This is a genomic window from Flavobacterium plantiphilum, from assembly GCF_046000495.1.
GTDB lineage: Bacteria > Bacteroidota > Bacteroidia > Flavobacteriales > Flavobacteriaceae > Flavobacterium > Flavobacterium plantiphilum.
Genome location: NZ_JBELQA010000002.1, coordinates 603,148 through 622,772, shown reverse-complemented (window position 1 = coordinate 622,772; position 19,625 = coordinate 603,148). Strand labels below are relative to the sequence as shown.

Below are 19,625 nucleotides of genomic sequence, written 5' to 3'. Positions count from 1 at the left end.
AAACAGAAAACAGAATAGCGTAAATCTCTTTTTCAAATCAAATCCGGACATACTATCTGGACAGCTCTTGATCCTAATAAATTTTGTCATGTGTAGTTTAATTTTTTTGGTTTATTTTTTTGTTAGTTGCGAAACATTATAAAAATGTTAAGCTAACACTCAAAACTTTAACATATATTTCACATTACAAATCTAACCAAACCAAATTATTCTATAGGGGGTATTATAGTATTTATAAAGGGACAAAATCACATTTACATCAAATAAAAGCTTGTATTTTTACATCTTATTAAAAAAAATAAGATTAATTATATATAGTATACAATTAATCAATAATTGTAAAATACCAAAAAATCCTGAACATTCTCTGTATCTTAAACATAAGTTAAAAAAAAGCTAGTGCTTTTTTTTAAAAAACACTAGCTTTTTATGACTTTATAAAATCTATTATTCAAATCATTTCACAAAACGATACATCTCAGAAGCTGCTAATAAAAATGCTCCTACTCCAAAATCAGCGGTGGAATTTTTATCTACTACTTGCCCTGGAATAGCTTTTTCACCGATAGGTTGAACATAACCTACAGTACCATCAGCTTGAAGTGCAAAATGAGTCAAGTAATTCCAAGATTTCTCCACTACTGGCAAGTAGGTTTCTTTATCTAAAATGCCATTATTGATTCCCCATAAAAAACCATAGGTAAAAAAGGCTGTCCCACTGGTTTCCGGTCCCGGAGCATGTTCCGGATCTAAAATACTTCTGGTCCAATAGCCTTCTTTTTGTTGCGCTGCAGCTAATGACTTAGCCATATCTTTAAAACGATTAATGTACTCTTGTTTGTGTTTTGTATTCTTTGGTAAGTCCTGAATAATCTTAGCATAACCGGCAAAAATCCATCCATCTCCTCTTGCCCAGAAATCTTTTTTACCGTTGGCACTTTTGTGTTTTGGATAAATATATTTTGCATCTCTAAAATACAATTTCTCTTCATCGTCATACATAATAGAGTTTGCATAAGTTAAATATTCATGCAATTTTTCCAGATACAATTCATTTCCCGTAACTTTATACAACTTAGTCATAACAGGCATAACCATATATAAGCCATCTACCCACCACCAATAATCATTAGCAGCTGTACTCATTTGGTATTCCATAACTTCACGAGCTCTGGCAATCATTTGAGGATCTTTTTTCCCTGTAAAATTATACAAGTCAATATAGGTCTGAAAACATATTTGCCAATCACCGAACAACACATGCTTGTCATTTTCCCCATAATTGTATTTCCATTCCGATTTATTAGTTGATTTGGCTCCCATCCACTGATTTTTTTCAGCCCAAGCCAAAGAATAATCCAAGTACTTTTTGTTTTTAGTAACCTTATACGCTTCCATATTCCCCGTATGATAAGCCGCAACATTCCAAAAAGCATTACCCAATTCAGGATGTGTATCTTGCCAACGGCTGTTTACTTTATCAATAATAGCAAGAACTTCTTTTTTAGATTCTTTTATAGCATTTTCTTTCTTAACAGCGCTGCTTTTACAACTAACAATCATCAACGAAAAAGATGTCATTAGGATAAAAAATGAGTTTTTAAAATTCATAATTATAAAGTTGATTTAGTTTTTATTTATTTTGAAGCATGGTCAATTGGAATAACCTGTCCTGACCAAATTTTCTTTTGGGTCCAAGGTTCGTATTTGTCACTCCAAAATGCATCTGTAGCCGGTAAACCAAGTACTAAAAAGGCTTCTGAACACAAGTATAAACTTCCCGTTGAAATATAACCTTCACCAATGTTAGGTTGATGACCATACAATCCAATCTGAAGCCAACCGTTTTTATCAAAAGTTCCCGGCGCTTTCAATTGATTATAAATCATAGCATATAAGGCCGAACGTACCTGAGCAGGTTCGACTTCTTTGGGTAATTCTTTCCAAAGTGCCACTTGGGACAACAACTGAAAAGCTCCAAAACGATACGCTAACGACCTACCTATAGGAGGATAAGTACCATCAGGAGATATTAATCGTTCCTGAATAGCCGCATAACGCCTGGCTCTATCCAATTCAGTTTTAAAATCGGCTTTAAAATTAGCCTCTTTTTCGTTGAGTGTTTTTAATATATCCAATTGCATGGGATGAATTACAAAACTATTGTAATAATCCCAATGAAAATCGGGACCATCACCATACATTCCATCTCCTAAATACCATTTTTTATGTTCATCTAAGGCATACATTAATCGTTTTTGGTCTTCGTCTTTATCAAACTTAAGTATTGCAGCTTCTACCATACTGGCAAAAAGAAGCCAATTACTATGATACGGCTCTATTTTTCTAGACGACTTAAAAGCTTTTATCACATTTTCTTTAGTGGTAACATCCAGTGGCTCCCACAATTGTTTTGGCGCCCTAAGTAAGGCTTGCGCCAAAAAAGCAGCATCTACCAATGGCTGCCTGTCTACTACAAAATTCATGAAGTCCGGAGAAGCAGGATCAGTTGCATTGTGAATGGATTTTTGCGCTAAATCAATATACTTAGCTCTTAATTTCCCTTCAGCTGTTGTATCAGGACCTAATTCTAACCAAGGTGCCATTCCTGATAACAATCGACCAAATGCCTCTAAATAAGTTACATGTTTTCTATCATCCCAAGCGCCAGGTGATCGTTCTACAGGCATGTTCTTTTTTAATTCATTTTTACTCAGCGCCTCTAAAACAGGATCGCCAATAGTAATTAATGAGGACACAAAGAATTCACGAACTTTTTCTGGCGAATCTTTCTCCAATTTTTTGTGCTGCGCTTGTACCACATTAACTCCTAAAAGCAACAACAGCAATAGAACTGTTTTTCTGGTATTAAAATTCATAGTTTTTTAATTTTTAAAGTTTGAAAAACACAATTAAGTTGATTTCCAAAAACTCTCGTTCAAAATATATTTATTGTCTTTTACGTTTTGATATTTCTTTTTAAAATCAGAAGGATTCATTTCATAGAATTGCTGAAACTGTTTTCTAAAATACTTAATATCACCAAAACCGGCCATCGAAGCAGCCTGACTAATTTGCAAATCGGTTGTTATTAACAAAGTTGCCACTTTTCGCAAACGCACATTTCTGGTAAATTCAGAAACCGATTTACCCGTGATTTTTTTAATTTTTTTATAAACTAAGGAATGACTCATTCCTAATTCAATTGCCAAATCTTTGACATTAAAACTTTCGACATCCAGATTAGCGTCAATTATTTCTACTATTTTATCAATTAGTTTTTTGTCCTCATCAGACAATTTAGGACTTGCTACATTTTTAGTAACGGAATTCAGCAAGTAATTCTGGACACTATCGCGTCGGGTAAGAATTCCATTAATTCGCGCTAACAAATAGTCGTTATCAAATGGTTTGGTTATGTAATCATCGGCGCCAACTTCAGCACCTTTAAGCTTTACATCTTCCGAAGTACCTCCTGTGAGCAATATTACAGGAATATGTTTTAACTCATCATCTGATTTGATTTGCTTACAAAAAGCAACTCCATTCATATCACCCATTACCACATCCGAAATAATTAAATCGGGTTGTAGTTTTCTAATTATTGCCAATGCATTTTCAGCACTTTCAGCAGTAGTTACTTTATATTTTAATGCAAATATACGCTTCAAATAATTTCTTATTTGAGGATTATCATCTACAACCAAAATACTTTTAGCGTCTTTAACTAAATCCGCATCAATATTATTTTCTTCTATGGCTTCTAATACATTTTCCTGTATTAATTTATCTTCTAAAGCTTCTTCTAAAAACAAGGTTCTATCACTTAAATCTTCTCTTATTTCTATATCACCAAAGTGTTCTTTTCCTAAAGGCAATTTAATTTCAAAAGTTGCACCTCCATTTTCATTATCATAACAATATACTTCGCCATGATGTTGATTGACAAATTGTTTTACCAAATACAAACCAATTCCAAATCCTTTTCGGTTGTTTTTAATATTCTTATTGGATTGATAAAACAAGTTGAATATTTTTTCTTTATCGGCATTTGAAACACCTTCACCATTATCAACCACATTAATAATTACTTCATCACCTATACAACGCAGGTTGACAGCTACAGTTCCATTTTCTTTTTCGGTAAATTTTAAAGCATTTGAAATCAAATTAAACAAAGCCATTTCAATCTTTTCACGATCAACATAAACCAATAATTTTTCTTCGGAAATACTAAAAGTGTAATCTATCTTTTTAGTTTTGGCATGATGAACAAAACAGCTAAAAACCTCTTTAGCTAATTCAACAATATCAATGTGTGCAATTTTTAATTTACCTGTTTCTGTCTCTGTCTTTCTAAAAAGTAACAATTGGTCTACTAAGCTTAACAATCTTCTGGAATTACTATATACCATTTCTATAGCACTTGGTTCTATTTGTTGCTTATCACCATAAATAATATCCTTGAGAGGATTAATAATCATCGTTAAAGGCGATCTAAACTCATGAGAAATATTAGTAAAAAAAGTTAATTTTTTCTCATTCAGCTCTTTTTCCTGTTTGGCTAAATCTTGCGAAAGCTGTATTTCATATTTAAGTTGTGCTTGCTTACGTTGGTATTTATCAACAATAAAAATTCCAAAAGCAATGGCTAAAACATAAATAAAATAAGCAAATCCACTTCGATACCAAGGAGGTAAAATTGTAATAGGTAACGAAATAGTTTTTGAATTCCAGACACCTTCTGCATTAGTAGATTTAATTTTTAAAACATAATTCCCTTCTGTCAATCTGGAATAATTAGCCGTTCTTATATGATCAACATAATGCCATTGCGAATCCCAGCCTTCTAAAAAATAAGCATAGGATATTTTTTCAGGCAAACTATACTCTAAAGCAGCAAATTCAATATTTAACATTGATTCTTCATAGGGTAATTTTAATTTCTCTATACCAAAACTAGTTAAACCCGATTCACTGTACACCTTATTATTAACTTTAATATTACTAATAATCAGTTTAGGAAAAGCATGAACGGCATTGTTTATTTTAGTATCAATAATATTAAAACCCTTAATCCCACCAAATACTATTTCTCCTGTAGAAAGTTTGAGTCCGGCATTGTAATTAAATTGATTACTCTGAAGCCCATCGGCATCATAATAAGTGGTGATTTTTTCACTAGTTTGATTGTACACAAAAATACCATTGTAAGTACTACACCAATAAAGCCCTTGATTATCTCTAACAATATTCAGAACCGAATTATTAGAAAGTCCGTTTGCTTGAGTCAAAAACCGCATTTGTAGTGTTTGAGGATTAAAAACCATCAAGCCAGATCCTTCTGTCCCAACAAGCATTTTAGAACCCGAAATAGCGACAATGGAACGTACCGGATATTTAACTTCAATACTTTGACTTTGTAATGTCTTTGGGTTAAGTTTAATTAACTTAGTAAAAGTTCCTAACCAAATATTGCCCTGAGCATCTTCGGCCATAGAAATAATCCCACTAATTTTAGCATCCACAAAGTCAAATTGATCAAGCGCTTCATTGTAACGATACAAGCCCTCTTCGTCAGGAGACGCAGCCCATAAAATCCCTTCTTTACTCTTAAAAAGTACCCAGATATTTTTTTGAACAATATTATAAGTAAGATTAAAAAGTCGATACCTCTTAAAACTATTTGTTTGTTGATTAAAAACACAAACTCCGCCTCCATAAGACCCAAACCAAGTTCCGTGACTGTCCTTTATAATTGATGTAACAAAATTATTTGACAAGGAATTAGGATTAGTAGCATTATAGGAATAATTCGTAAACTGATTATTTTTTCTGTCCCACAAACTGGCTCCTCCTCCATCGGTACCAATCCAAAGATGATTAGCATCTTGCTCACATAAGGAAAGAATAAAATCACTTGGTAAGGTGTTACTAATTTTTTCATTTCTAGAAATGGTGGTAAAAGGGCTTTTCCTATTTTCCACTTTATTAACACCTCCTCTTAAGGTTCCAATCCAAACTCTATTATCACTATCTAAGCATAAAGAGGAAATAGCATTGCTATTGAGTTTTTCTTCCCCTAGATAATTACTTAATAAAGAAAATGAATCTGAAGTAAAATTGTACTTCACAACTCCATTCCCATTTGTAGCAATCCAAATTTCTTTTGTATCCGGCTTATAAATTAAATCAGCAATGGGATATTGAATTTGCTGATTATTATAAACACGATACGATTTATCTACAATATTGTATTTTAACAAGCCTAATTCGGTAGCTACCCAAACATTTGAAAATCCGTCATAAAAGACACTCGTTCCAGTCAAAATATCTGACAAAACTACCGATAGTTTATTGGTTTTGGTATCCATACTCACAATTCCAACCCCCTGAACAAAACCCCATAATCTGCCCGATTTGTCAAAATCGATTCCCTGCATATGATAATCCCATTGCAATTTTCCGTTTACATAAAGAGGTATCTCAGTAATATCACCTCCTTTATTGGAACCATATAGCAATCCCGTACCTGCCGTAGCAATATATATCCCTTTTTTTTCCTCTTTTAAATCATTAATCGCATAAGCAATCAACTCTTTTTTAGACGTTATAGGATTTACATAATTCCTGGTACTAAACTGATTTGTCAAATAACTATAAACGCTTATTCCTGATTTTGTACCAATCCAAATTTCATTTTGAGTTCCACAAATAGTTACAACTCTATTATTAATTAATGAATTTGCATCATTAGGCTGATTTCTATAATTGGAAAAATTATATCCATCGTACCTACTAATTCCATCATAAGTACCAAACCACATTAAACCTCGCTTATCTTTATAAACTGAAGTAACAGCATTATTTGCTAATCCGTTTTCAATTCCTATATAACCTATTGTATATTTTTCTTGATTAGAATTTGGCACAAGCAATCCTTTTACAACTTGTGGATTAGTCGTAAAACAGATTAGAAACATAAAAAACAAAAAAGATATATTTCTCAAAATACAATGTATTTTTGGTTAGCTAAAAACTACTTCAATCAAATATAATTCATTTATCAAATACCATTAAAAATCAAAAAACAATTAAAAAAAGAACTGAAATCTTTAAAATTAGAAAAACCTATGAATAAACATCATAGGTTTTCTCCTAATAACACAAAAAAACCACTAAATTAATTAACCAATGAGATTAAGTAAGAATAACTGTATCTTTTATCCAACAAACGATAAGCCTCATGCGGCAAAGCACCCCAGCTATCATCTCCACCAAGTCCTCTTTGTTTGTAATCCAAATGCAAATACACTGCTTCTTTAGAATCTAAATCCAAATCGGAAGGATGGCGTTGATTTTTATGTTTTCCTGGATCTAAATCTTCTGTTGAAACATTCAACGCACTAAAACCAAGACTTTGCTTTCCTTCAATTTTCAAACCTTGCCCTTTATCATTTTTCAAAGTCAACCAGCGAACATCTGTTTTATAACCCGATTCTTGCGGACGAATGTATGTTCGGGTAAATTGATTGATTACTTTATCTGAATATTCTCCAATGAAAGATGCTGATTTTCTATCAGAATAATTTTCCCATGGTCCTCTTCCGTAATAATTCAAATTATCATAAGATCCATTCAATTTCAATCGCATTCCAAAACGAGGTAACTCAGGCAAATCTTTACCTTCCATATCAATGGCAGCAGTTACTTGAATCGCTCCATTATTTTGAATCAAATAATTTACAGTATAAGGAACTTTTACTTCTGCTAATTGATAAATCACTTTAATTAACAAACCTTCAGAAGATTTTTTATCCAAATCAACACTGATTACTGTTGGATTTTGAGAAGCCTCTTTCCAAACCTCTGCTTTATTTTGCATTCCATTGCCAAAATCATTATCGGTTGGTGCACGCCAAAAATAAGGAGTTGGGAAATTTGTAATCATAGTATCGACAGTGTTTTTCAATGCATATTTTACAATTTCGCCTTTTTTCAAATCAAATACTCCTGCTACACTTTCCGTTTCAAAAGAAAGCAACTCATTTTTTACTTTATATTTTAATTTTTTAGTCGTTTTATCAACCGTATTATTATCAAAATAACTTCCTTTTCCAATTGCAAATTGTGCTCTCGCAAATTCATGTCCTTTAGCAACCAAAGGCTCATCATATTTTGAAACGGCGTAAACATTCAAGAAATATTCTGAATTAATACCTATATTTCCTAAGTCTAAAACAATAGATTTACTTTCTTCCGGATTTCCTTCAACATTAAATTCGCCTGATTTATCAATCTTTCCATTTTTTACTAACCCCCATTTGAAATTATATTTAGAAAGATTGGTAAAATTATAATTATTAGTCACTACTAAATCCTTATCATTTTTTAACTGAAACTGAATGTTTTGATAACTCTTTTTCACTTCAAATAAACCTGGATGCGGAATTCTATTAGCCGAAACTAATCCGTTAGCACAGAAATTCTCATCATTTTGAAGATCTTTCCCTCCTAAATCACCTCCGTAAGCCCAAAATGTGACTCCTTTTTCATTTTTAGTTTTCAAACCTTGGTCTACCCAATCCCAGATAAACCCACCCTGCATGTGTTTACTACTGTTGATAATATCCCAATATTCTTGAAAATTCCCGTTACTATTCCCCATTGCATGTGAATATTCACACATAATATAAGGACGCTTTTTATCTGCACTAGCATAGGCTTTCATACTTTTAATTCCGGGATACATTGGACACACAATATCTGTGTCAGGATTTTCTCCCGCTTGCTCAAACTGAACTGGACGCGTTGTGTCGATTTTTTTCAACCAATCATAAGCTTCATAAAAAACAGGGCCATTTCCACACTCATTACCCATAGACCAAATAATAATCGAAGGATGATTTTTATCTACAGCAAACATCCTTTTAATTCTATCCAAATGTGCTGCTGCCCATTCCGGCATATAAGCGGGATGTTTTGATTTATCAAATGAACCTTGCCATTCAGCTCCCATAGCATGCGTTTCTATATTAGCTTCGTCTACCACATAAAATCCGTACTCATCACATAATTCATAAAAATGTGTATCATGAGGATAATGACTCATTCTAATTGCATTAATATTATTTTCCTTCATTAACTGGAGGTCTTTCAGCATCAATTCAGTATCAGGAGTATGACCTTTTGTATCACTGTGTTCATGAATATTAACCCCTTTTACCAAAATGGCTTTTCCATTAACCAATAACTGCGCATCTTTAATTTCTACTTTTCTGAAACCTGTTTTTTTAGAAATTATTTCCAAAGTATTCCCTTTAACATCAACTAATGTAATAGTATAGCGATATAAATTTGGCGTTTCGGCACTCCATTGTTTTATATTTTCAAGTGTTTTGCTAAAACTTACTTTTTGAGTTTTTACATCTACTTTTTTGTTCTCAGAAAAAACACTTTTCCCTTGATGATCAAACAATTCTACTTTTACTGAAGGATTCTTGATTTTAGTGTTTTGGAAACTCTTCAAACTAACTTCCAAATTGAAAATTCCGTTTTTATATTGATTATCTAAATCACTTTTTACAAAATAATCCCAAATAGTAGTTTTAGGCATAGCTTGTAAATACACATCGCGCTCAATACCACTTAATCTCCAGAAATCCTGGTCTTCTAAATAACTTCCATCATGCCAGCGAAACACTTGAACCGCTAATAAGTTTTCGCCTTTTTTCAAGAAAGAAGTAATATTAAATTCAGCCGGCGTTTTAGAAGCTTTAGTCATCCCTACTTCTTTTCCGTTCAAGAAAACTCGTGCATAACCCGAAATAGAAGCAAAATGAAGGATAATTTCTTTATCATTCCATGAATCAGAAACAGAAAAAGTACGTCTATAACTTCCTACTGGATTATAATCACCACCTATAAACGGTGGATTTTTAGGAAATGGATAAGTTATATTAGTATAAATAGGAATATCAAAACCTTGAATTTCCCAGTTTGAAGGTACCTTAATAGTTTTCCAATTAGAGTCATCTAAAGCAGTAGAATAAAAATCTACAGGACGTTGCAGTGGATTTTTAACCATGTTAAATTTCCAATTCCCATTCAGACTTTGATACAATGCTGATTTTTGAGGTTCATTATCTTTCAATTCTGATTCATTACTAAACAAAAGAAAAGAACCTCTTCCTGCTTCTTTCCCTCTATCTAAAATTTGTGGGTTTTCCCATTCGTTAGTTTGTGCAAAACTATTTTGCAGACTCAAAAACAAAGCAAATGCTACTACAATATTTCTCATTTAATCTTCTTTAATAAACTCGTATTTTAAAATTGGACAACTTTTAGAAATTATATTCTAAAAAACTTTATAGGTATCATTGGGAAATACATAGAATTCAAAACAAAACAAAAAGTCAAATAAGAAATAAAAATCTAGTTTACAAATTTAGACAACAACACAAAAGACAAGAGGGGTATTACAATACATTAGCGGGGGTATTTTGACATAAACGCTTGTAAACCCAATATTTTTTAAGGGTTTTTATTATTCAATAGCAATATGAATAAAAAATAACGGTAGAAAAACTAAATCATAGTTTCTATAAAAAAGAAAATAATAAGCATAAAAAAAGCCCCTTCTTTCGAAGGGGCTTTTGTACCCAGGACCGGGATCGAACCGGTACTCCTAAGAACTGGTGTTTGAGACCAGCGCGTCTACCAATTCCGCCACCTGGGCTTTTAAAAAGGAAAGAAAAAATATCTTTTCTTTAACACGGTGCAAATGTAAAAAATATTCTTAAACATTCTAAGAAAAAATCTTAATTTTTTACTTTCACAGTCAAATTAATTTTCTAAATTTGCAGCTCGTTAAAACAGCATATACTAACTAACTCCATCCGAGGCATTTAAACACATTCTGTCTTTTAAAAAAAGACAAAACAAAATTGTAATTGAGTGTAGCGGAATAAAAACAACAAATTAAATGTCACAAAAAGAACCAGAAGCTAAAATTTTTGCTTGTTCACAAAGTGTCTATCTAGCTGAAAAAATTTCCGAAGCATACGGAATTCCATTAGGTAAAGTATCTATGTCACATTATAGTGATGGAGAATTTCAACCGTCTTACGAAGAGTCAATCAGAGGATTACGTGTTTTTATTGTTTGCTCTACTTTCCCTAATACGGATAATTTAATGGAGTTATTATTGATGATTGATGCTGCTAAACGCGCTTCAGCAAGACATATAACTGCTGTTATGCCTTATTTTGGTTGGGCAAGACAAGACAGAAAAGACAAACCCAGAGTCCCAATTGGAGCTAAGTTAATAGCTAAAATGCTGGAAACAGCAGGAGCAACAAGAATTATGACTATGGATTTACACGCTGACCAAATCCAGGGATTCTTTGAAAAACCAGTAGATCATCTTTTTGCTTCTACTATATTTTTACCATACGTAGAAAGCCTTAAGTTAGATAACCTAACAATTGCTTCTCCAGACATGGGAGGCTCAAAAAGAGCTTATGCTTATTCTAAATTCTTAGAATCTGATGTGGTAATTTGTTACAAACAAAGAAAACAAGCTAACGTTATTGACACCATGGAATTAATTGGTGATGTAAAAGGACGCAATGTTATCCTGGTTGACGATATGATTGATACCGGAGGTACATTAGCAAAAGCAGCTGACCTAATGATAGAAAGAGGAGCCTTAAGTGTTAGAGCAATCTGTACACATCCTATTTTATCTGGTAAAGCATACGAAAGAATAGAAGAATCTAAATTGAGCGAATTAATCGTAACAGATTCTATTCCATTAAAGAAAGCTTCAAACAAAATCAGAGTAGTAAGTTGTGCGCCTCTTTTTGCTGAAGTAATGCACATGGTACAAAACAACAATTCCATCAGCGGAAAGTTTATCATGTAAAAAACACCTGATTAGTGTCAAATAGTAGCTAATAACTAGTTACTAGTCACTAGTCACTGAATAAGAGTTTAATTAATAACTATATAAATATTTAAAATGAAATCGATTACAATTAAAGGATCAGAAAGAGAAAGCGTGGGCAAAGTAGCTACTAAAGCCTTACGTAATGCTGGAGCGGTTCCTTGCGTGTTATACGGAGGAGATCAACCAGTTCATTTTTCAGCAGAAGAAAAAGCATTCAAAAACTTGGTTTACACTCCAAACGCTCACACAGTTGTGATCGAATTGGGTAACGGAAAATCATTCAACGCTATCTTACAAGATATCCAGGTTCACCCAGTTTCTGACAGAATCTTACACATTGACTTCTTCCAGTTATATGATAACAAAGAAATCACTATTGAAGTTCCTGTAAAAATCACTGGTAACTCTAAAGGAGTTATGGCTGGTGGAGATTTACGTATCAACAACCGTAAATTAAAAGTTAAAGCTTTACCTAAAAATCTTCCTGATTTTGTTGAAGCTGATATTACTCCATTAGACATGGGTAACAAGTTATATGTAACTAAAGTTCCTACTCCAAATTTCAAAATCATGCACCCGGACAACACTGTTATTTGTCAGGTGAAGATGTCTCGTGCTGCTATGAAAGCGGCTCAGGAAGCTGCAAAAGCTGCAAAAGCACCAGCAAAAGGAAAGAAAAAATAATCTTTTTTCAATCATACTTAAAAGCATCAATCGAAAGGTTGGTGCTTTTTTTTTGGAGCAAACTATTCCGTAACACAACAACAGCCGTCCCGCTGTCCTTCCAATCTTTTATTTTTTAAAGAAAAAAATAAAAGGATTTTCCCTCCCATCGGGGCTAAAAAAGAATATTATACATTAAAAACAATTCGTCCTCACACTTTATTCTTTTCTCTTTTTACTCTATTTTTGCAGCATGTTACAATGGATAAAGAGGCTGTTTCCCACAGCAGCAAAAGAAGATTACAGCAACAACATGAAACCGGAGGTTCACGAACACCCAGAAAACAATATAGAAAGCGTGAGTAAAAAATATTTAATTGTAGGATTAGGCAATATTGGCGCCGAATATGTAAACACACGACACAATATCGGCTTTAAAGTATTAGATTTTTTAGCCAAAAAAGAAAGTCTTGACTTTCAAACCGTAAAATTAGGATCTCTTGCCGAATACAAATTCAAAGGAAAAACTTTTTTACTTTTAAAACCCAACACCTACATGAATTTAAGTGGAAAAGCGGTTCAATATTGGATGGAAAAAGAAAAAATTCCATTAGAGAATATATTAGTAATTACGGATGACTTAAACATTGCTTTCGGAACTATCCGCATTAGAAAAAAAGGCAGCGATGGCGGACACAATGGTTTGAAAAACATTCAGGCCGTACTAAACACAACCGAATACGCTCGTTTTCGTTTTGGAATCAGCGACGAATTCAAAAAAGGAAAACAAGTAGATTACGTTTTAGGAGAATGGAGTACTGCCGAAAATGAAACGCTTCCTGAACGATTGGAAACAGCTGCCGAAATCATTAAATCTTTTGGAACTGCAGGCTTAGAAAACACCATGTCAGCTTTCAACGGAAAATAAAAAAGCAGGAAAACAAAATCTGTTTTCCTGCTTTTTTATAATTGATTACAAACTACTTAATAATAATTTTAGTTGTTTTTTTCACACCTCCATCTATCATGTGTACAAAATAAACTCCTGCCTTTGGCTTGGTATCCAGTTGGATATCCTGACTAAAATCACCATTATTAGGATATTTATCATCAAATAATCTTTTCCCAGTAGTATCAAAGACTAAAATCCTGATTTCAGCAGAGGAAGAAGTACTAATATACTTTACATTAAAATTGCCATCATTATTCTTAGAACTCACTATTAAATCCTTATTAATTTCGTCAAAAGGAATCAGGGTATATCGTTGCGTACAAACAGCAATGGATGCTGCATTTATCGTTCCGGTATCATTAGTAAAAATGTCCCTGTAGCGCAGCGTCCAGTTTCCTGTGGGATTTTCACCCTTAAAATTTCCCAAAACTCCTAAAGGAGCTACCGTTTGTAAACTCGCATTTCCACAAGATAAATCTGAACCAGCGTCATCATAATGCAATAACAAACGCCCGTTAGTACTGCTGCAGCCATTATAAAATAATTTGACTATAGTGCCTTTTGGACTCATTAATTCGAACTGAACATCTGAAAAATAGTTATGAGAAATATCTATATCTACAGTTACAGCAGTTACAAAAGAATCCGTCGCAGGCACTGTAATAACCTTAGTAGCAAAACTACCCGATTCCGGAATTGCAAAAGGAGTTGCGGGAACAGCAAAAGTTTCACAATCAGATTCAATAGTATACCCTATAGTAAACGTTTTTTTATTAACAGCATAGTAAATATTCTCCGTTGGCTCAATCAAAATTCTGCAAAACTGAGAAGAAACATCCGGAACTGTAATAGTCTCAGAACCATCGTTAGTAACAGCCGAAGCCAGCGTAATAGGAAAAGTAACTCCGTTATCAATTGAAAGTTTTATATTAACCTTTGACGAACCCGGCAAAGCATTGGTTCCATTAACATTCCATTCAATTATTTTTTCAGTATTCTGAAACCAACTGAGATTATCTGTATTTTGAGACGTAACTTCAAAAGGGCCAGTTGCTGCATTAACATTTACTACCATCTCATCTGAAAGCGTTTGTGCAAAACCCTCTGGAGCGTTGTCTCTGGCCGTTAAAACAAAATGAAGCGTTCTAGCCACTGCAGGCACAGATTCCCATCTGCTGGTTAATCTTCCTGCCAGGACATTTTCAAAAACAGGCATATAGCGTATGGGAGTGCTGACCGGCGGATAAGACCTAAAAAGCGATCCGTTAGTTTTAGTAGCCGAAGCCACACTCAAATCACCATCTGCAGAAGTAGCCGAATCATTTTGTTCCCAGGCATAAGTAACACCTGCCGCAGAATTACCAGTGCCTTTTAAGATAAATGCAGTCTCTTTTGGAATTGTATAATCGGCTCCAGCATTTACTGTTAATGTATTTCCATTAATAGTCGTGATTACAGGACATGTTTTAGAGGTTAAATTAGTTTGAATCTGGCTGATACTTGCAAACGAAAAATAATCATCCGAACGTTGTTCTACATCATAATCAGTAGTAATTCCGGCATATCCCATAATTGTTGATCCACTACCAGGCTCGACACTCACTCCCGTACCTTCTATTTCATAAGAAAAAACATGATTAGCTCCCAACTGATGACCCATTTCGTGAGCTACAAAATCGATATCAAAACTATCTCCTTCCGGTCGGCCATTAGATGGAGAAGTATAAGCGCTTCCTTTAGCTGCTTCGCAAACACAGCCAATACAACCTGCATTTCCACCACCACCAGTAGCCCCGAACAAATGTCCTATGTCATAATTAGCACTACCAATAACCGAATTTAAATTATTCTGTAACTCTCCACTCCAGACTCCGGCGGCATCTCCATTACCAACACCTGCCTCTGCGGCAGAATACGGATCAGTCGCTGCATTTGTATAAATCACAGCATTATTATTAGCTATAAGAAGTAATTTTACCGCTAAATCCCTTGTAAAAACAGCATTTACTCTTGTCATAGTGGCATTCATTGCTGCCAATGCTCCGTTTACGGTACCGCCATGATAAACAGCATATTCTCCCGTACAAGACAACGCTAATCGCAGAGTACGAAATTTTTTATCACTGGAAACCAGCTTAGCATTCTGAGCATTTTTCTTAGTTGAACCGGACTCATCAGCAGTGGCACAACGAAACGGCAGCTTTTCCTGATCTTTGTTTTCAGAATTAAAAACTACATATACATCTTTATTTGTTGTATCTTTTTCTATAAACTCTACCTGATTCCCTTTTCTGGTAATCATCGTTTGAATTCCTGATGGCGACATACTAAAGTTTAAAACGGCCGAAACATCCGTGATTCCTGCACCCGAATAAGACCTGATGTCCGGATATTTTGCCTGAAGTTCCGGTTCGAAATTAGAATTTTCATGAATAACAAATTTTTCCAACTCACCATTAGAATTCGGAATCGTAACTTCGGTCGAAGCATTTGAAAACTTTGTATCCTGTACCGTTTTCAGTTTTCTTTTTAAAATTTCTTCATTTAATCGGAATAAAACAGCAGGTTTAGAATCTGATTTTCCGCGTAATTTTTCTGTAGCCGACAAATTAACTCTTGTCCACGTTTCCTTTTCCTGAGCCTGAGTAACGGAAAACCACAATAAAAAAAAGAGGAACAGATAATTTATCTTCATGATTAGCTTAAATTTAAGTTTCAAAAATAAAGCATTTAAATCAGAAAATATTCAACTTCTAATTTTAATTAACACACAAAACAAACGTAATAATTAAATTAAATTTCATTTTTTGTGACAAAGAGCATAAATCCTTAAAAATAGAATAAGCATAGTATCAAATTTAAATTAGATAGTATAAATTTGCACTATTATAAAATATTTACTTTGAAGATTTTTCATTCTATAAAAGATTTCAGTTCTCCCAAAAAAACAATCCTTACTTTAGGCACCTTTGACGGAGTACACATCGGGCATAAAAAAATACTGGAAAAAGTAATTCAGAACACCCGGGATGACAAGTATGAAAGTCTGGTACTTACATTTTTTCCGCATCCCAGAATGATTTTGCAGGAACGTTCAGAAATAAAACTGCTGAATACTATGTCTGAGAAAATAATTCTTCTGGAACAACTAGGCATACAAAACCTTGTTATACATCCTTTTGACGAAATTTTTTCGAGATTAACAGCTGAAGATTTTGTAAGAACTGTCCTTCTAGAACAATTTAAAATTCACAAAATAATCATCGGTTACGATCATCGTTTTGGAAGAAACAGAACCGCAGACATCAACAACCTCATTGAATTTGGCGAAAAATACAACTTTGAAGTAGAACAAATATCTGCACAGGAAATCAATGCTATTTCAGTAAGTTCTACAAAAATCAGAAACGCTATTCAGCAAGGCGAAATGGTTTTAGCCAATAAATATTTGGGATACCAGTATTTCTTAACCGGAACAGTTTGTAAAGGCAAACAACTGGGACGAACAATTGGTTTTCCAACAGCTAATCTGGAAATCGAAGAAGACTACAAGCTTATTCCGTCAAAAGGGGTTTATATTGTATCCAGTGAGATTAACAATCAAACGGTTTATGGTATGATGAACATTGGTGTTAACCCTACTGTTGGTGAAGAACAATTGTCTGTGGAAATTCATTATTTAAATTTTGAGGGTAATCTATATGACCAAAAAATTACAGTAGCCATACACCAAAGGATTCGGAATGAGGAAAAATTTGATTCGCTTACTTTATTAAAAGAACAAATTGAGAAAGACAAAACACAAACACTTTCCTACATAGCAAGGCTTTAAATTTTAAGTAAAAAAACCTTTCATTTTATTAAATAATTCCTGCTTTTTTACGTAAATTTGATAGACAACGCCCAGATTACTATCAAATAATTTTTTAACTTTAAAAATTAAACGTATGAAAATGCCCAAAGAATTATACAATGGAGTAATTATTTTTATAGGTATTGCTCTTTATTTTGCATTAATAGAAGTACTCCAACTCACTGATGTATTTTATTTAAGATTATTAAACATCCTGTTTGTTTATTACGGAGTCAATAAAACCTTAGAGTCTAACTATAAACACGGAAAAAATAATTTTGGAAAAAATGCTGTTTCAGCATTTGTGACAGGTTTTATTGGTGTCTTTTTAAGTCTTATTGGTTTAACAGCTTATATTTATTCCAAAGGAGGTGATGAATTCATTGAAAGTTTATCTTATACTTTACTTTATCCGGGAGAAGCTACTGTAATGACTTATGTTTTTTCCTTACTTATTGAAGCCATTGTTTCGGTAATGATTGTTAGCTTTTCATTATTATTATTCTGGAAAAGAAAATACCCATCTGACTAGAAACTTAAATCCTTTAAATTTAAGTTTTCGGTTCTTTTATTTTCAATTTGAATTCAAATAAAATGAAACTGAATAAAGAAATTATCAACGGACTTATTATTTTCATTGCTATAAGTATTTACTTTTTGTTAATGGAACTATTAGGTCTGTCTCATCATTTTTACCTGAGGTTTTTAAACATAGTATTTGTTTTTTATGGTGTCAACAGAACCATTAAACAAAATTTGAATGAAGGAAACAAACAGTTTGTTTCCAATGCCATTTCTGCCATGTTTACTGCTGTAATTGGTGTCATCTTAAGCATTGTTGCATTAGTCATTTACAGTTATCTACAAGGTGGTGATGCTTTTGTACAATCGCTGTCAGAAACGTTTCTCTTTGGCGGAAATCCTTCTATCGATGCTTACTCGATTTCATTGTTATTTGAAGGAGTCGCTTCGTCAGTAATTGTAACTCTCCTGCTAATGCTGTATTGGAACAATAAATTTTCAACAGACTGATGTACTACTCCATCCCTTTTTAAAGCTATTGCATTGCTATTTTGAACAATTTGACTACTTTTGACGCATCAAAAAATACAATACAATGAGTATTACAAAACACGACTGGACTAAAGAAGAAATTATTGCTATATATAACAAACCTATGATGGATTTGCTTTTTGAAGCAGCTTCTATTCATAGAGAACACCACGACCCAAATGTGGTTCAGGTATCTACATTATTATCCATTAAAACAGGCGGATGTCCTGAAGATTGTGGTTATTGTCCTCAGGCAGCACGCTATAATACAGGTGTTGAAGGAAATGACTTAATGAGTGTGAGCCAGGTTAAAGCACAAGCTTTGCGTGCAAAATCTACAGGTTCTTCCCGCGTATGTATGGGAGCAGCCTGGAGAAACGTGAAAGACGGACCCGAATTTGATCAGGTTCTTGAAATGGTACGCACTATCAATAAACTTGATATGGAAGTGTGTTGTACACTCGGTATGATTACCGAAAATCAGGCACAACGATTAGCTGAAGCAGGTTTATATGCTTACAATCACAACTTAGATACTTCTGAAGAATATTATAAAGATGTTATTTCCACCAGAGGTTTTGAAGACCGTCTGGAAACGATAGAAAATGTTCGTAAAACAAATGTTACGGTATGCAGCGGAGGAATTATCGGAATGGGGGAAAGTATCGAAGACCGCGCCGGAATGCTGGTAGCTCTTTCTACTTTAAACCCACAACCTGAATCAGTACCTATTAATGCTTTAGTTGCTGTGGAAGGAACACCAATGGAAGAAGAAAAACCGGTTGAAATATGGGAAATGATTCGAATGGTAGCCACTACCCGTATTGTCATGCCGGAAACTCAGGTTCGCCTTTCAGCCGGAAGAACAAATATGAGTCGTGAAGGACAAGCAATGTGCTTTTTTGCAGGCGCTAATTCTATTTTTGCGGGAGATAAACTTCTAACAACACCAAATCCTGATGTAAACGAAGACATGAAAATGTTTGAAATGTTAGGTTTAAATCCACAAAAACCATTTACTAAAGTTTCACAGCCACAAACTGTTGAAGCTGCCGATTCTCAATTTGCGCCTCTTGGCGAAAAACCAAAATGGTCTCGTCCGGGACACACTATTGAACGTAATGTGGAAGCATCCATTAAAGGCAAATAAATAC

At 33.8% G+C, this 19,625-nt stretch carries 12 protein-coding genes and 1 tRNA gene; 7 read left to right on the top strand and 6 right to left on the bottom strand.

The genetic code is table 11. From position 1 onward, the window contains the following. Positions 1-456: 456 nt before the first annotated feature. The 5 genes from ABS764_RS05320 to ABS764_RS05300 all read right to left on the bottom strand — a co-directional run bounded on the left by ABS764_RS05320 (position 457) and on the right by ABS764_RS05300 (position 10,738). A complete protein-coding gene (locus ABS764_RS05320; protein WP_408080718.1) occupies positions 457-1,611 on the bottom strand; it encodes a glycoside hydrolase family 88/105 protein in 1,155 nt (384 codons plus the stop codon). A 26-nt stretch (positions 1,612-1,637) separates the two neighbouring features. Further along, entirely contained in the window at positions 1,638-2,879 is a 1,242-nt protein-coding gene (locus ABS764_RS05315; RefSeq protein WP_408080716.1) for a DUF2264 domain-containing protein, read from the bottom strand. Positions 2,880-2,912: 33 nt separating this feature from the next. Beyond that, positions 2,913-6,932 (bottom strand): hybrid sensor histidine kinase/response regulator transcription factor, encoded by a 4,020-nt coding sequence (locus ABS764_RS05310; RefSeq protein WP_408080714.1) that lies wholly within the window; start codon positions 6,930-6,932, stop codon positions 2,913-2,915. A gap of 251 nt (positions 6,933-7,183) precedes the next feature. Further along, positions 7,184-10,300: a glycoside hydrolase family 2 TIM barrel-domain containing protein gene (locus ABS764_RS05305; RefSeq protein WP_408080712.1), complete on the bottom strand. Its 3,117-nt coding sequence runs from the start codon at positions 10,298-10,300 to the stop codon at positions 7,184-7,186. A 358-nt stretch (positions 10,301-10,658) separates the two neighbouring features. Next, positions 10,659-10,738: transfer RNA gene (locus ABS764_RS05300), tRNA-Leu, on the bottom strand. Between the two features lie 246 nt (positions 10,739-10,984). Here ABS764_RS05300 and ABS764_RS05295 point away from each other — a divergent pair. The 3 genes from ABS764_RS05295 (at position 10,985) to pth (ending at position 13,541) form a co-directional block, all read left to right on the top strand. Then, positions 10,985-11,926 (top strand): ribose-phosphate pyrophosphokinase, encoded by a 942-nt coding sequence (locus ABS764_RS05295; RefSeq protein WP_408080710.1) that lies wholly within the window; start codon positions 10,985-10,987, stop codon positions 11,924-11,926. Positions 11,927-12,022: 96 nt separating this feature from the next. Then, positions 12,023-12,634 carry a 50S ribosomal protein L25/general stress protein Ctc gene (locus tag ABS764_RS05290; protein WP_408080708.1) on the top strand — a complete coding sequence of 204 codons (612 nt, stop codon included), beginning with the start codon at positions 12,023-12,025 and terminating at the stop codon, positions 12,632-12,634. A 232-nt stretch (positions 12,635-12,866) separates the two neighbouring features. Then, positions 12,867-13,541, top strand: a complete 675-nt coding sequence (gene pth, locus ABS764_RS05285) for an aminoacyl-tRNA hydrolase (RefSeq protein WP_408080706.1) — start codon at positions 12,867-12,869, stop codon at positions 13,539-13,541. 52 nt (positions 13,542-13,593) lie between these two features. Here the strand turns inward: pth and ABS764_RS05280 are convergent, their stop codons facing one another. Next, the gene (locus ABS764_RS05280) at positions 13,594-16,260 is read right to left on the bottom strand and encodes a reprolysin-like metallopeptidase (protein WP_408080704.1); all 2,667 of its coding nucleotides are present in this window, start codon (positions 16,258-16,260) and stop codon (positions 13,594-13,596) included. Between the two features lie 207 nt (positions 16,261-16,467). Between ABS764_RS05280 and ABS764_RS05275 the strand changes: the two genes are divergently transcribed. From ABS764_RS05275 to bioB, 4 genes are all read left to right on the top strand, one after another. Then, positions 16,468-17,397 carry a bifunctional riboflavin kinase/FAD synthetase gene (locus tag ABS764_RS05275; protein WP_408080702.1) on the top strand — a complete coding sequence of 310 codons (930 nt, stop codon included), beginning with the start codon at positions 16,468-16,470 and terminating at the stop codon, positions 17,395-17,397. Positions 17,398-17,512: 115 nt separating this feature from the next. Beyond that, positions 17,513-17,950, top strand: coding sequence for a hypothetical protein (locus tag ABS764_RS05270; protein ID WP_408080700.1), 438 nt, complete (start codon positions 17,513-17,515; stop codon positions 17,948-17,950). 62 nt (positions 17,951-18,012) lie between these two features. After that, positions 18,013-18,450, top strand: coding sequence for a hypothetical protein (locus ABS764_RS05265; RefSeq protein ID WP_408080698.1), 438 nt, complete (start codon positions 18,013-18,015; stop codon positions 18,448-18,450). A gap of 85 nt (positions 18,451-18,535) precedes the next feature. After that, on the top strand, positions 18,536-19,621 hold the full coding sequence (bioB, locus tag ABS764_RS05260) for a biotin synthase BioB (protein WP_408080696.1): 1,086 nt from the start codon (positions 18,536-18,538) through the stop codon (positions 19,619-19,621). The last annotated feature ends 4 nt before the right edge of the window (positions 19,622-19,625 follow it).

Excerpts from the sequence above, each read along its gene's own strand:
- pth (WP_408080706.1), top strand. The coding sequence starts at position 12,867 with ATGTTACAATGGATAAAGAGGCTGTTTCCCACAGCAGCAAAAGAAGAT.
- ABS764_RS05295 (WP_408080710.1), top strand. The coding sequence starts at position 10,985 with ATGTCACAAAAAGAACCAGAAGCTAAAATTTTTGCTTGTTCACAAAGT.
- ABS764_RS05290 (WP_408080708.1), top strand. The coding sequence starts at position 12,023 with ATGAAATCGATTACAATTAAAGGATCAGAAAGAGAAAGCGTGGGCAAA.
- ABS764_RS05265 (WP_408080698.1), top strand. The coding sequence starts at position 18,013 with ATGAAACTGAATAAAGAAATTATCAACGGACTTATTATTTTCATTGCT.
- ABS764_RS05280 (WP_408080704.1), bottom strand. The coding sequence starts at position 16,260 with ATGAAGATAAATTATCTGTTCCTCTTTTTTTTATTGTGGTTTTCCGTT.
- ABS764_RS05315 (WP_408080716.1), bottom strand. The coding sequence starts at position 2,879 with ATGAATTTTAATACCAGAAAAACAGTTCTATTGCTGTTGTTGCTTTTA.
- bioB (WP_408080696.1), top strand. The coding sequence starts at position 18,536 with ATGAGTATTACAAAACACGACTGGACTAAAGAAGAAATTATTGCTATA.
- ABS764_RS05270 (WP_408080700.1), top strand. The coding sequence starts at position 17,513 with ATGAAAATGCCCAAAGAATTATACAATGGAGTAATTATTTTTATAGGT.
- ABS764_RS05320 (WP_408080718.1), bottom strand. The coding sequence starts at position 1,611 with ATGAATTTTAAAAACTCATTTTTTATCCTAATGACATCTTTTTCGTTG.
- ABS764_RS05305 (WP_408080712.1), bottom strand. The coding sequence starts at position 10,300 with ATGAGAAATATTGTAGTAGCATTTGCTTTGTTTTTGAGTCTGCAAAAT.